Source organism: Trichlorobacter thiogenes (assembly GCF_900167465.1).
In the GTDB taxonomy this organism is placed as follows: domain Bacteria; phylum Desulfobacterota; class Desulfuromonadia; order Geobacterales; family Pseudopelobacteraceae; genus Trichlorobacter; species Trichlorobacter thiogenes.
On record NZ_FUWR01000015.1, the window covers coordinates 20,640 to 34,582 of the forward strand.

The 13,943-nt window shown below is 51.6% G+C and carries 14 protein-coding genes; 4 read left to right on the top strand and 10 right to left on the bottom strand.

What is annotated here, in order from left to right; translation table 11 throughout:
* Window positions 1-3 precede the first annotated feature (3 nt).
* Together B5D39_RS12395 and B5D39_RS12400 are read left to right on the top strand one after the other, a co-directional pair.
* A complete protein-coding gene (locus B5D39_RS12395; protein WP_078790786.1) occupies window positions 4-1,638 on the top strand; it encodes a fatty acid CoA ligase family protein in 1,635 nt (544 codons plus the stop codon).
* On the top strand, window positions 1,635-2,630 hold the full coding sequence (locus tag B5D39_RS12400; RefSeq protein WP_078790787.1) for an NAD-dependent epimerase/dehydratase family protein: 996 nt from the start codon (window positions 1,635-1,637) through the stop codon (window positions 2,628-2,630). The genes B5D39_RS12395 and B5D39_RS12400 overlap by 4 nt, the downstream gene beginning before the upstream one ends.
* On the opposite strand, the gene lgt is transcribed toward B5D39_RS12400, so the two are convergent.
* From lgt to B5D39_RS12425, 5 genes are all read right to left on the bottom strand, one after another.
* The gene (gene lgt, locus B5D39_RS12405; RefSeq protein WP_078790788.1) at window positions 2,620-3,414 is read right to left on the bottom strand and encodes a prolipoprotein diacylglyceryl transferase; all 795 of its coding nucleotides are present in this window, start codon (window positions 3,412-3,414) and stop codon (window positions 2,620-2,622) included. The two genes, B5D39_RS12400 and lgt, sit on opposite strands and share 11 nt — an antisense overlap.
* 285 nt (window positions 3,415-3,699) lie before the next feature.
* Window positions 3,700-4,134, bottom strand: a complete 435-nt coding sequence (locus B5D39_RS12410) for a VOC family protein (protein WP_078790789.1) — start codon at window positions 4,132-4,134, stop codon at window positions 3,700-3,702.
* Between the two features lies 1 nt (window position 4,135).
* A complete protein-coding gene (locus tag B5D39_RS12415; protein ID WP_078790790.1) occupies window positions 4,136-4,864 on the bottom strand; it encodes a cytochrome c biogenesis CcdA family protein in 729 nt (242 codons plus the stop codon).
* An 11-nt stretch (window positions 4,865-4,875) separates the two neighbouring features.
* Complete coding sequence (locus tag B5D39_RS12420; RefSeq protein ID WP_078790791.1) at window positions 4,876-5,391, bottom strand: TlpA disulfide reductase family protein; 516 nt, start codon at window positions 5,389-5,391, stop codon at window positions 4,876-4,878.
* 47 nt (window positions 5,392-5,438) lie between these two features.
* Entirely contained in the window at window positions 5,439-6,407 is a 969-nt protein-coding gene (locus tag B5D39_RS12425; protein ID WP_078790792.1) for a polyprenyl synthetase family protein, read from the bottom strand.
* Window positions 6,408-6,581: 174 nt separating this feature from the next.
* Here B5D39_RS12425 and B5D39_RS12430 point away from each other — a divergent pair, with 174 nt between their 5' ends.
* Window positions 6,582-7,934: a DEAD/DEAH box helicase gene (locus B5D39_RS12430; RefSeq protein ID WP_078790793.1), complete on the top strand. Its 1,353-nt coding sequence runs from the start codon at window positions 6,582-6,584 to the stop codon at window positions 7,932-7,934.
* Here the strand turns inward: B5D39_RS12430 and B5D39_RS12435 are convergent.
* Genes B5D39_RS12435 through B5D39_RS12445 form a run of 3 tightly spaced genes read right to left on the bottom strand, consistent with a single transcriptional unit; the run spans window position 7,931 to window position 10,876 of the window.
* Window positions 7,931-8,830 (bottom strand): zinc-ribbon domain-containing protein, encoded by a 900-nt coding sequence (locus B5D39_RS12435; RefSeq protein WP_161947495.1) that lies wholly within the window; start codon window positions 8,828-8,830, stop codon window positions 7,931-7,933. The genes B5D39_RS12430 and B5D39_RS12435 overlap by 4 nt on opposite strands.
* Before the next feature lie 6 nt (window positions 8,831-8,836).
* On the bottom strand, window positions 8,837-10,219 hold the full coding sequence (gene thrC, locus B5D39_RS12440) for a threonine synthase (RefSeq protein ID WP_078790795.1): 1,383 nt from the start codon (window positions 10,217-10,219) through the stop codon (window positions 8,837-8,839).
* Between the two features lie 60 nt (window positions 10,220-10,279).
* Window positions 10,280-10,876 (bottom strand): YdcF family protein, encoded by a 597-nt coding sequence (locus B5D39_RS12445; protein WP_078790796.1) that lies wholly within the window; start codon window positions 10,874-10,876, stop codon window positions 10,280-10,282.
* 75 nt (window positions 10,877-10,951) lie between these two features.
* Here B5D39_RS12445 and rpmB point away from each other — a divergent pair, with 75 nt between their 5' ends.
* Window positions 10,952-11,146 carry a 50S ribosomal protein L28 gene (rpmB, locus tag B5D39_RS12450; protein WP_012470332.1) on the top strand — a complete coding sequence of 65 codons (195 nt, stop codon included), beginning with the start codon at window positions 10,952-10,954 and terminating at the stop codon, window positions 11,144-11,146.
* 55 nt (window positions 11,147-11,201) lie between these two features.
* On the opposite strand, the gene B5D39_RS12455 is transcribed toward rpmB, so the two are convergent.
* Window positions 11,202-11,582 carry a RidA family protein gene (locus B5D39_RS12455; RefSeq protein ID WP_078790797.1) on the bottom strand — a complete coding sequence of 127 codons (381 nt, stop codon included), beginning with the start codon at window positions 11,580-11,582 and terminating at the stop codon, window positions 11,202-11,204.
* A 139-nt stretch (window positions 11,583-11,721) separates the two neighbouring features.
* On the bottom strand, window positions 11,722-13,872 hold the full coding sequence (locus B5D39_RS12460; protein ID WP_078790798.1) for a RelA/SpoT family protein: 2,151 nt from the start codon (window positions 13,870-13,872) through the stop codon (window positions 11,722-11,724).
* Between the last annotated feature and the right edge of the window lie 71 nt (window positions 13,873-13,943).

A 13,943-nucleotide genomic window follows, 5' to 3' on the forward strand; every position in this document is an offset into this window, starting at 1 on the left:
AACATGACCATACCCACCTTTGTCAACATCGCCGCCCATCTACCCAGGATGGCGCAGCAACAGCCGGATACCACGGCAATTATATTTCCCAAAGGTAATCAGCGTCTGACCTTTCAGGAGCTAGACCAACTGTCTGACCGGATCTGTCATGGCTTAATCTGCTCCGGCATTACCCGCGGTACCCGTACCGTGCTGATGGTTACCCCTTCTCCGGAGTTTTTTGCCCTGACCTTTGCCCTGTTCAAGGTGGGGGCGATACCGGTGCTGATTGATCCTGGTCTGGGGATCAAAAATCTGAAGTCCTGCCTGGCTGAGGCGCAACCAACCGCCTTTATTGGCATCCCCAAGGCCCAGGTTGCCCGCCTGCTGTTCGGCTGGGCAAAGGACAGCCTTAAAACTATCATCACGGTTGGGCCGCGGCTATTCTGGTGCGGTACAACTCTTGACAATCTGATCAAGCAGAGCCCTGAGCAACCTTTTGAAATAGCAGTTACGGCTGCCGATGATCAGGCAGCCATCCTGTTTACCAGCGGCAGCACCGGCCCTCCCAAAGGTGCAATCTACAGTCATGGCAACTTCAGTGCCCAGATTGCGGCATTAAAACAGGTCTACCTCATTCAGCCCGGCGAGATTGATCTGCCCACCTTTCCGCTGTTTGCCCTATTTGCACCAGCCCTGGGGATGACTGCAGTGATTCCGGAGATGGACTTTACCCGGCCCGGTTCAGTTGATCCGCAAAAGATCATCTCTGCCATCACCACTTATAACGTCACCACCATGTTCGGTTCACCGGCCCTGATCAACCGGGTCAGTCGCTATGGTGCTGAGCAGGGGATCAAACTGCCCACTCTGAAACGGGTAATCTCTGCCGGTGCGCCGGTTCCGGCTGCGGTTCTGGAACGGTTTTCACGGATGCTTGCCGATGGCGTGGAGATCTTTACCCCCTATGGTGCCACCGAGTCTTTGCCGGTCTGCTCCATTGGCAGCCGTGAGATCCTTGGTGAGACGCGCGCTATTACTGAGAACGGCGGCGGGGTCTGCATCGGTAAGCCGGTTGACAGTATCCGGGTTGAGTTGATCAGGATCAGCGATGAACCGATTGCAGCCTGGAGTGATGATCTGCGTGTTGCACCGGGTCAGGTTGGCGAGATTGTGGTGCAGGGTCCACAGGTGACCCGTGGCTATTTCCAACGGCCTGAGGCAGATCAGGTTTCCAAGATCAGCGATCCTGAAGGTGGTTTTTTCCACCGCATGGGCGATCTGGGCAGACAGGATGAGACCGGCAGACTCTGGTTTTGTGGCCGCAAATCCCACCGGGTTGAATCGGCCCTTGGTCCATTGTTCACCATCCCGGTGGAAGCAGTCTTTAATACCCATCCTGCTGTGTTCCGCAGCGCCCTGGTTGGTATCGGCCCCAAAGTCAGCCAGCAACCGGTAATCTGCATTGAACTGGAACAAGGGTTCAGCGCCAGTCAGGAACAGGTACGGTCTGAACTGTTGAGCATTGCCGCCAGCCATCCACATACCAAGGATATCAACACAATCCTGTTCCATCCTGCCTTTCCGGTGGATATCCGCCACAATGCCAAGATCTTCCGTGAGAAACTGGCGGTCTGGGCTGCGGAGCAACTGACATGAAGGCATTAGTTACCGGCGGCGGCGGATTTTTAGGCGGTGTGATCGTTAAAATGCTACGTGAGCGAGGCGATCAGGTGGTCAGCATCTCACGCTCCAGTTACCCTGCACTGACTAGCCTGGGGGTTGCACAGGTGCAGACAGATCTTGCTGACAAAGCCGCAGTGATCAAGGCAGCCGAAGGATGCGACATCATCTTTCACGTGGCAGCCAAGGCCGGTATCTGGGGCAGCTACAACGACTTCTATCAGGCCAATGTAACCGGCACTGAAAACGTACTGGAAGCCTGCAGGCGGCATGGCATTACCAAGCTGGTCTACACCAGCTCCCCCAGCGTGGTGTTTGATGGCACTGATGTCGAGGGTGGCAATGAGTCCCTGCCCTACCCTGACCACTTTGAGGCCTTTTATCCCCAGACCAAGGCACTGGCTGAACAGCTGGTGCTGCAGGCAAACAGCCCACAGCTTGCAACCGTGTCACTACGTCCCCACCTGATCTGGGGGCCGAGTGATAACCATCTGGTACCACGGATCATTGCCAAGGGAAAGAGTGGCAGATTGCGGCGGATCGGCAACCGTCCCTGTCTGGTGGACACTGTCTACGTGGACAATGCCGCCAAGGCGCACCTGCAGGCAGCAGAACAACTTGCACCAGGCAGCCCGGTTGCAGGCAAGGCCTATTTTATCAGTAATGGTGAGCCGCTACCGCTCTGGGAGATGGTTAACCGGATTCTGGCCGCAGGTGGTGTAGCGCCGGTAAAAAGGAGGATCTCACCAAAGGCAGCCTATGCCATTGGAACAATCTGTGAAAAACTTTGGGGATGGTTTAAGTTGGCTGGTGAACCGCCCATGACCCGCTTTGTGGCCAAAGAACTGGCCACGGCCCACTGGTTTGATATCTCGGCAGCAAAAAAAGATTTCGGCTATCAACCAGAGATAACGGTTGATGAAGGGTTAAAACAGTTACAACAATGGCTTGCTACAATCAGACCGTGACATCCTGCGGCTTCTTCTTCCAATTTAACCAGACCAGCAATATACCACCAGCCAGGAAAAGTGGCAGGCTGAGCAGTTGCCCCATTGAGAAGAATCCCCAGTACAGGCCCAACTGGCTATCCGGCTGACGGAACAGTTCAACAATAAACCGGAACAGCCCATACCCACCCAGGAAGGCAGCGATGGCAGTGCCAGGGGCCTGAAAACGACGAGCAAGAAAACGGACCAGAAAGAACAGCACAACCCCTTCCAACAACGCTTCATACAGCTGTGAGGGATGTCGAGGTAATGGCCCTCCATCAGGAAAGATCATCCCCCAGGCTACGGTGGTGGGACGACCGTATAACTCACCATTGATAAAATTGCCGATCCTCCCTAAACCAAGACCAACCGGCGTTGCCAGGGCAACCAGATCAGCCAGCTGTAGGTAGGGCAACTGAAAGCGTCGGGCATACCAGAGGCCTGCTACCGCAACCCCCAGCAGACCACCATGGAAAGACATCCCCCCCTGCCAGATGGCAAAGATCCGTAATGGATTGCTCAGGTAGGAGCCAAGATCGTAGAACAACACGTAGCCCAGACGACCGCCCAGCACTACACCCAAGGCAAGGCAAAAAATAAAGTCAGCCACCGCTTCGTTATCCATGCTCAGTTTTCTGCGTCGGGCTTCATTGCGGATCAGGAAGTAGCTGGCTAAAAAACCGATCACATACATCAGTCCATACCAGCGGAACTGCAACGGACCCAAACGCAGGAAAACAGGATCAATTGCGGGAAAGTGCATATCAAGTTACTCCTAGGCTGTATCTATGAAAGTGTAATAAAAAACGTCCAAAAATTCTGACTGCTATGGTATATAACCAGCTGGAGGGTATCATGAAAGATATTATTTTGTTGCTGATTATTCTGGTTGTCTGGTTTGTGGTGAACAAATACCTGCTCCCAAAAATGGGAGTCCCTACCTGAATGTCAGACAGCTGTACTCCCCCGGTTCGGGAGGAGAAAAAAACCACCGATAACAAGAAGTAGTAATAGAATTCAGCACAGACAAACACAAGGCCGGTTGCTCTCAGCGACCGGCCTTGCTACGTCGTACCGTTGGCTCCTCAAGGGCAATCAGGTAGCCATCAGGATCAAAACACCACATCTCCTTGACGCCATAGGGTTTTTCTTCCAGGTGATAGAGAATCTCCATATCCTCTTCAAGAATGGCATCCCTGATCCCTTCAATATCCTGAACTTCAAAATGCAGTGTCAGGCCAACCCCTTTGGGAAACATACCGAAGCGATGTTCAAGAATCGGGTGAGTCCTGATCACATCCCCCTCCTCGACAAAGATCAGCGAGATCCCTTCCATATCAACAATCAGGTGCTCCGGTGCGCCAGGTGCAGAAAAAGAGCGGCGGATCGGCAGCTCCAGAATACCGGCATAAAAGGCTTCTGTGACCACCAGTTGGGAGACAGCCAGCTGAATTGAATGCTGTGAACGATGCGCCTTGACCATCTTAGTTTTTCATGAACAGCAGATTAACATAACCGGATAATACGGACAGCCAGTTGGTAAAGATCAGGATACCGACAATCATCAGGAAGAATCCGGTAATGATTTCAAAGAGCCGGATATGCTTTTTAAAACGATTAAAGATCGTAATAAAGCGATGCAGGGCAAGCGATGAAAGCAGAAACGGTATCCCCAACCCGATGGAGTAGAGCAGCAACAGCACAATCCCTTGGGCAACCTTTTCCTCGGTTGCTGCAATCATCAGAATCGAGGCCAGGATCGGGCCGATACAGGGGGTCCAACCAGCCGCAAAGGCCAATCCAACCAAGAAGCTGCCCAGAAAACCGGCCGGTTTATGCTTCAGCGAGACCCGTTTTTCTCCCAGTAACCATCTCAGCGGCACCAAACCGGTGACATGAATACCAAAGACAAAAATCAGAATTCCGCCAAGCTTGCGAACCAGCTCCATATGTTGCTGCAGAAAAGAGCCGATATAGGTTGCAGAGGCGCCAAGCAATACAAAAACCACCGTAAAACCAATGACAAAGGCCAGCGAGTGCAGCATGGTCTTTCTGCGCACCACATGGGTTGGATGCTCAGCATCCAGATCACTGAACGAAAGTCCGGTAATATAGGTGATGTACGACGGGATGAGCGGCAGAACACAGGGAGACAGGAAGGAAAGCAGACCTGCCACAAAGGCCCCGATATAGCTTATATGCGGAGTTTCCATAAAATTCCTGACTACTTCATCAATCCTTCAAGAAACGCGATCACTTCTGGGCTGTTCCAATCCAAGCCGCCGATGACCTTCTTCACAATCATGCCGTTTTTATCAATTACAAAGGTCTCTGGCACCCCGGTAATACCGTAGGTCTTGGAAACCTGACCGCTGGGGTCAGTATAGGCAGGCAACGAAAAACCAGAATTTTTGAAGAACTCTTCAATCGCCTTTTTACCACCTTCATCAACCGAGACACAGACCATTTGAAATGGCTTGCCCTTCATAAACGTGTTCAGTTTCATCATGGAAGGGATCTCTTCACGGCAGGGAGGACACCAGGTGGCCCAGAAGTTAAGCAACACAACCTTACCTTTCAGGGATGCAAGGGTCAGCTGTTGATTATCAAGGGAAACAACACTGATCTCGGGTGCCTGGCTTTTTTCAGCCGGGGTTTTACCCGGCGCATTAGACGTGCCCTTGCTGCAACCAGTGGCAAGGGCAACAGCACAGCAGAGCAGTACCAATAACTTTTTCATCTAATAATCCTCCAAAAAATAAAAAGGGATGTAAGCAGAGAGTGATACTAACGGTTTCGTGTTACCACGTACCTGGCCAGATCCAGCAGGGCCTGTTTACAGGTATTGTCAGAAAAACAGGAGAGATGCCGACCACAGTTTTCAACACAGCCACGTGCTTTTTCAACGGTGTACTCAATACCACCATAGGTTTGCACCAGGTCAGAAACAAGGCGGAAGTCTTCAGGGGTCAGCTCATCTTTTTCAATAATAGCTGCTACCGCTTCACGCTCTTGATCATTACAGCCACGCAGGGCATGGATCAGAGGCAGGGTAAGTTTACCTTCTTCAAGATCATGACCGATACTTTTACCAAACTCTTCTTCAGAGGCCGTATAATCAAGGATATCATCCATCAGCTGGAAGGCGATCCCCAGTTCCATACCAAAATCGGCAAGAGCCTGTTCCTGCTCCGCTGAAACGCCACCCAGAATGGCACCGCACTGGCAGGCAGCAGACAGCAGTACTGCTGTCTTGGCACGCACCACTTCAATATACTGCTCTTCTGTCAGCTCAACTTCACCGGTATAGAGTAGTTGCAGCACTTCCCCTTCAGCAATCACTGTGGTGGCACGGGACATAACCCGCAACACATCAAGACTGCCGGCATTAACCATCAGGGAGAAGGATTTTGAAAAAAGGAAGTCACCGATCAGAACAGAGGCTTCATTGCCCCAAAGGGTATTGGCAGAGGCAAGCCCGCGGCGCAGGGTGGCACTGTCAACAACATCATCATGCAGCAGGGTGGCAGTATGGATAAACTCAACCACGCTAGCCAAGGGGATGGCCTGTGTACCTTGATAATCACACAGTCGGGCAGCCAAAAGCAGCATGGCGGGACGGATCCGTTTGCCGCCACTGGCAAGCACATACTCGCCCACCTTACGGATAAGCGGAACATCAGATTCAAGGTCTTTTCTGAACTGTTCCTCTACCTGTTTAAGATCTTCACCAATCAGTTCTAATGCAGCCTGCATGCCGGTCCAATCTGTTACATAAAGTTTTCACATACTACTGAAGCGGTGCTTATTTTGTCAAAGCATTTCTGGCCATATCTGCAGGCACAAACGCGTATAAAGTTGCCTGTATGCACAATCCGGTGTATAGCATTAAAGGTCTCATACCTTACGCTTCAAGATGGAAACAAATCGATGAAATTCAGCGAACTTTCGCTCCCCAATCAAGTATTGCAGGGAATCAACCAGGCAGGCTTCAGTGAGTGCACCCCTATTCAAGCTCAAACTCTGCCTATCTCCTTAGGCGGCAAAGATGTTGCGGGCCAGGCACAGACCGGCACCGGCAAGACTGCAGCCTTCCTGATTACACTCTTTACCAAGTTGCTAGCTTCACAAGAGGAAGCAGCTGACAGCGTCCTGCCACGCCCACGGGCACTGATCCTGGCACCGACCAGAGAGCTGGTGGTGCAGATTGAAAAAGATGCCCAACTGCTTGGCAGCCACTGCGGTTTCAACATTCAGGCCATCTACGGTGGCGTTGATTATATGAAACAGAAAAACGCCCTGAAAGACGGGGCTGACGTCGTTATCGGTACGCCGGGACGCCTGATCGACTATCTGAAGCAGAAAGTCTACTCCCTGAAACATATCGAGATGCTGGTGATTGATGAGGCTGACCGGATGTTTGACATGGGCTTTATCCCTGACCTGCGCTACATCCTGCGTCGTCTACCCCCCTTTGATAAGCGTCAGAACCTGATGTTTTCAGCCACCCTCAACCAACGGGTCATGGAACTCTCCTATGAGTTTATGAACGTGCCTCAGAAGGTCTCGGTGACACCGGAAAAGATGACTGCTGAGCGGGTTGAGCAGTTACTCTACCATGTGTCCAACAAAGAAAAATTTCCCTTGCTGCTGGGCCTTTTACGACGCGAAGGAATGGCCCGTACCATGCTCTTTGTCAATACCAAACGGGAAGCAGAACGGTTGCAGGACCGTCTGAATGCAAATGAATTCCCCTGCCGGGTGATTTCAGGGGATGTTGATCAACGTAAACGGATGAATATTCTTGAACAGTTTAAGCGGGGAGAACTGGCAATTCTGATTGCTACGGATGTTGCCTCACGGGGTCTGCATATTGATGGCGTTTCCCACGTCATCAATTACGACCTACCCCAGGATGCTGAAGACTATGTTCACCGTATCGGCCGGACCGCCCGGGCTGGTGCTGAAGGCAAGGCGATCTCTCTGGCTGATGAGGATGGTGCCTTTTACCTTGAAGCGATCGAAGAGTATATCAAACACAAGGTTCCTGTTGAGTGGGCTGAAGACGAGCTTTTCATACATGATTACAAGCGGCCCAAGCACCGCCCACCCACCCCGCTCGCTTCAACCAAACAACCCCATGGTCAGCGCCACAAACCCAAAGATAGCAAGGCAGCGGCTCAGCAGCCTGTGGCATCAGACCCGGAAAAAAAGAAGCGCCGTCCACGGCGTAGAAAGCCGGACAGCGCCTCAAAAACAGCCAGCACACCTAAAACAGACTAGGTTTTCTGGTAATACCCCTTCTTAATACTGTTCCCTTTGAGGTACTGCAGCAAAAAATACAACGGCACCACCACAAGGGCTGAGACCAGGAGCGCACTCAACAGCTCAACAAGGTAGGCCCACCAGGGTGGAGAGATCGACTTTACGATCCAGACGCCGTACTGTCCCAGCTCATAGACCGGCGCTAACACCAGAGAGGCTGTAACAACCTGTTGCAGCCTCGGCATCCCCCACTCAGCACGCTGCAGAAATCCGAATGCAGCACATAGAACAACCACACCAAAAAGAAACTCTACCCAAGGCAAAAAACCGTATCCCCAAAAAACCTGCCAAGCAGAAACCGGTTCAACGGACTGAGCCGACAACTGAGCCTGAATATCAGTTCCCTGATAGTCCAGCACCCCCCACCCGCCAACAGCAATAAACAACACTGCACATGCAGCTGCCCCCCAACCTACAGCAGCCACAGGATCAAACCCATCAGCAAAAGAGGCCAGATTAATCTTGATTTTTTCAGGTTCAGGTGCTGGTGCTGAAGCTGGATATTTTGAGCCTGTCGGTAACGGTAACGGTTGAGCTGCTGCCGCCTCTGCCCGATAGTTCCGATTCAGAACCTCAAGTTCCCTTTTCCGGGCAGTTTCCTCGCGCTTACGCTCTGCTGCAGTTTTTACATCTGCGCCACAGTGGGGACATTCGTCAAAAACCTCTTCACAGAAGGTACTATACCCACAGGAAGGACAGGTGTTGGTTGCAAAGGCAGAAGTGGCTTTTTTGCGTGGCTTTACCACGCGAAAACTCTCCTGACAACGTGGACAGGCAAGCATCATGCCGTCATCAGGGATCTCCAGATCATTGACATTTCCGCTTGCCTTGCACTTAGGGCATTCAATTCGCACGATTCATTACCCCACTGTTGCTATGATGAAATTACGAACCTGCTCGCTATCAGCGGCCATCCGCACACAGCGGGTTGGCAAGCCTTCCAGTTGCGCAATGGCCGGAGGTACCGGCACAGGTTCGCCGGTTGCTTCCACCACGGCATCCCCAAACTTTGCCGGATGGGCAGTGGCAAGGCATACCACCGGTGTAGTACCTGTTTCCAACTGTTGAGCTGCCCGGACCCCGACCGCTGTATGAGGGTCTAACAGGTAACCGGTCTCTCGCTTAAAGCGCCCAATAGTTGCCAGGGTTTCTTCACGACCTACTGATGCAGAGCAAAAATCCTGACGGACCTGTTGCAACTCTTCGTTGCTGAAGCTGATTTTGCCCTCTGTCTTAAGCTGGGTAAAGGCTGCTGAAACCCGCCCTCCATCCTGATTAAAGAGATAGTAAAGATACCGTTCAAAATTGGAAGCAACCTGAATATCCATTGAAGGCGAGAGGGTTTGTACCACGCTGCCAACCGAGTAATCACCCTGGTTGATAAAACGGGTCAGGATATTATTTTCATTGGTCGCCAGCAGCAGCTTTTCAATCGGCAGCCCCATCTTTTGCGCCATGTAGCCAGCAAAGATATCGCCAAAGTTACCGGTGGGTACCGAGAACAGCACCTTCTGCCCCTTTTCCGCCACCCGCAGCCAGGCATAGATATAGTAGACCACCTGTGCCAACACCCGGGCCCAGTTGATGGAGTTAACAGCCCCAAGGGAGTACTTCTGCTTAAACGCGAGATCTCCCATCAACTCTTTAACAATATCCTGACAGTCATCAAAGGTACCATCAGCAGCAATGTTGTGGACGTTTTCATCCAGCACGGAGGTCATCTGCTGCGCCTGCACCGGTGAGGTCTTGCCATGGGGATGCAGGATAAAGATACTGATACCAGCCTTACCACGCACACCATGAATGGCGGCACTGCCGGTATCGCCGGAGGTAGCCCCTACAATGGTCAACCGTTCATTCCGCTCATGCAGAATATACTCAAACAGGTTGCCAAGGAACTGCAGGGCCACATCCTTAAAGGCCAGGGTTACTCCATGGAACAGCTCCAGAATATAGACCCCGTCCTTCTGCACCACCGGAGTAACCTCAGGGTGATTGAAGGTGGCATAGGAACGCTCAATCAGCGCCTGTAGATCAGCTGCAGGAATATCATCAACAAAACGGGATATAACGTTAAAGGCAAGCTGGGGATAGGTCAGTGTGCGCCATGATTCAAGTTCCTCAGCGGAAAAGGCAGGAATTGACTCAGGTAACAAAAGGCCACCATCGTCGGCCAGCCCCATCATCACCGCATCTTTAAAGCGTACCGGCGCAATGCCGCCACGAGTACTTATATAACGCATGGGAATTCCTTTCAGGTGTAGAGAACAACGCTTTTTTGTAGCAGGTTTGGATAAAAAAAGCTAGAGGCTGACCGGACGCAATTCTCCCGGTGAAAAGAGGAAGAAAACTCTGAAAATGCAATATTTGTAGAACTCTGAAAACAGCAACCTGAAGGTCCCCACGTGGTGCCACCACTCTTCCTTGACATTACTGCTATCGACCGGATAGGGGTACACGGCAACTTCAGGTGGAAGGGCATTCCGAAAAAGAATGGCTGAACGCTTCAGGTGATAGCGAGAAGTAATCAGTAATACTGAGCGGACTTTATGCTCAGCCAGGATATCACGACCGTAAATGGCATTTTCCAACGTATTCCGCGATAGCTTTTCAAGGACAACGTTGTCTGATGATGGATCCCCCTGCTTGGGGCGATACAGATCTGATTTTCTGACGGTGGGATCCACGCCAACCAGAAAAAGCCAGTTTGCACGGCGCTCCTTAAAAAGACGAACCCCCTCTTCGACCCGCCCTTTACCGCCAGCAAGCACCACAATCGCATCAACCTGCACCTGACGAGGGCGCGCAGAAAAGGTTTTGTAGGTAAAATCAATAAAAAGTGCGGTAACAATCAGTACGGCAAGCATAAGTAGCGACAGAAGCGCTTTAAAGATTTTCATAGCGGTATTTTTCCTTGCACCTGAGAACTGATTCTGATAAAAGAATTTGTTCAGTTAGCACGGGAGGTAAGATCCATGTCCAGAAAATGTGAAATTTGCGGTAAAGGCCCCAGCACCGGCAACAACGTGAGCCATGCCAACAACAAGACCCGTACCACTTGGTACCCTAACCTGCAGAAGGTTAAAGCCAAGGCAGCGAACGGCAGCGTATCAACCATCAAGGTTTGTACCCGCTGCATCCGTTCCGGCTCAGTTACCAAGGCTCTCTAGCCTTCCGGTAACACCCCTTTAAACAGCCGTGTGCACTCGTTTGCACACGGCTTGTTTAGTTTTTCAACTCCGCAACTGCCTCAATTTCAACCCGCGCCCCACGGGGCAGTGCAGCAACTGCTACTGTTGCACGTGCAGGTTTGATTGTTGAAAAATACTGACCGTAGACCTGATTCACCGCTGCAAAATCAGCCATATCGGTCAAATAAATAGTTGTCTTCACCAGATGGTCAAAATCAGTACCAGCCGCTTCCAACACACCACGCAGATTCTCCATTACCCGCTCTGTCTCCTGCTCAACCGTACCAACAACCAGCTCACCAGAAACAGGGTCCAGCGGAATCTGACCAGAACAGAATAACAGGCCACCTGCCACAACAGCCTGGGAATACGGCCCGATAGCTGCCGGTGCCTTATCAGTTGCAATACTTTTCATAGAGTACCTCCCTATCAAGGAGTGAGGAATTTTTCGTACAGATTGCGGCACGTAAGGAATGGCACGGAGGCGTACTGATGCAGTACGTCGCACAAGACATTTAGCAGCTTGACGTGATATGTACGGAAAAGGACCACTCCTAGCTTTTTACCCGCTCCACCTTCATAACCCCCTTCACCTTCATCAAGGAGTTTACCACCTTATTCAGGTGGGCCAGGTCAGTTACGTTCAACTCAAAGATATTCTCACCCCGCTTGTCAACGGTACTCTTGATCTGGGCACTGACGATATTTGCTTCAGCATTGGTAATAGCCAGCGTCATGTGAGCCAGGATACCTTTTTCATCCATACAGAACACCCGCAACCTGACCGGCAGTGCAGCGCTCTTGCCCTTGGCCCAGGTCACCTCTATCCGCCGTTCAGGATCGCTTTCAGCAGCAAAAGGACAGTCAGCGGTATGGATAGTCACTCCCTGCCCCCTGGTAATGAAACCGACAATCTCGTCTCCGGGCAACGGGTTGCAGCATTTGGCATAGCGGATCATGATATCTTCCATGCCGCCGACTTCAACGGCGCTGGATGACCGCCCCTTCAACTTATTGATCACACTGGTGATGCGTGATTCCTTCTGTTCCTGGCGAGCCTGTATCCGCTCTTCAGGGATCAGTTTGGCTATTATCTGAGCAGCTGAAATCTTGCCGTAGCCCATGGCTGCCAGCAGATCATCCTCTGTGTTAAAACCATACTCGTTGGCAATCTTCCGCAGCTCTCCACCCTTGATAAGCTTTTGCAGATTAAGCGAATACTTGCGAAACTCCTTTTCGCAGAATTCCCGTCCCAGCACAATACTGCGCTTACGCTCTTCAATCTTGATCCAGGCCCTGATCTTGTTGCGAGCGCGAGAGGAACGGACGATCTTAAGCCAATCCTTGCTGGGAGTATGGTGAGGGGAGGTTATGACTTCTACAATGTCGCCATTTTGCAGCTCATGCTTAAGGGGCACAAGTTTACCGTTGACCTTACCACCCACACAACGATGCCCCACATCGGTATGTACGGCATAGGCAAAATCAATCGGGGTCGATCCCTTAGGGAATCCCTTCACATCCCCTTTAGGGGTGAAGACGTAGACCTCTTCAGGAAACAGTTCAACCTTGACCGAATCCATAAACTCACGAGAGTCCTGCAACTCCTGCTGCCATTCCAGCAACTGACGCAGCCAGGCAAAGCGTTTGACCTCTTTCTCGTCATAGCCCTTGCCTTCTTTATACTTCCAATGGGCCGCAATACCGGCCTCGGCAACCCGGTGCATCTCATGGGTGCGGATCTGCACCTCCATCCGGTCACCGTGGGGACCGATCACCGTGGTATGCAGTGACTGGTACATATTCCCCTTGGGCATGGCGATATAATCTTTAAAGCGTCCTGGAATAGGCCGCCAGGAGGAGTGAATCAGCCCCAGCACCTCGTAACAGGACTTGATATCATCCACCAGAATCCGCAGGGCGGTCAGGTCATAGATCTCCTCAAAATCAACCTTGCGCTTTTCCATCTTGCGGTAAATTGAATAGAGGTGCTTGCTGCGGCCGGAGACCTCGCCCACAATCTGGTGTTCAACCAGCTTCTGGCGGATCGCGTCCTGGATATCATAGATAAAGGATTCCCGTTCCTGCTTCTTGCGCTGGATCTTGGTTGCCAGATCAAAATAGACATCCGGCTGCAGATAGCGGAACGATAGATCTTCAAGTTCGGTCTTGATCCAGGATATCCCCAACCGGTGGGCGATTGGGGCGTAGATATCCATGGTTTCGCGGGAGATGGAACGCTGCTTGGTGTCAGGCTGAAACTGCAGCGTCCGCATATTATGCAGCCGGTCAGCCAGCTTCACCAGAATCACCCTGATGTCATTGGCCATGGCGATCAGCATCTTGCGGAAGTTCTCAGCCTGATTCTCTTCTTTGGTCTTGAAGTGAATCTTGCTGATCTTGGTTACCCCGTCAACCAGTTCCGCAACCTCTTTACCAAACATTTCAGCCAGTTCTTCCGAGGTGGTCAGGGTATCTTCAATGGTATCATGCAGGAAGCCGGTCACAATGCTGGCCACATCCAGTTTCAGACCAGCCAGAAGACCCGCAACTTCAAGGGGATGGATAATATACGGCTCACCGGAAAGGCGGGTCTGGCCCTGATGCACCTTGGCACAGTAGACATAGGCCTTCCTGATCAGATTAAGATCAGCAGAGGGGTTGTAGATAACAACCGTATCAAGGATATCGTTAAGGCGTATCATACAGGAGCAGGTGATATTAAGTGGTCAGTAAAAACAGACATCGGGGGCAGACACAAAAATGGAGGCGCTAC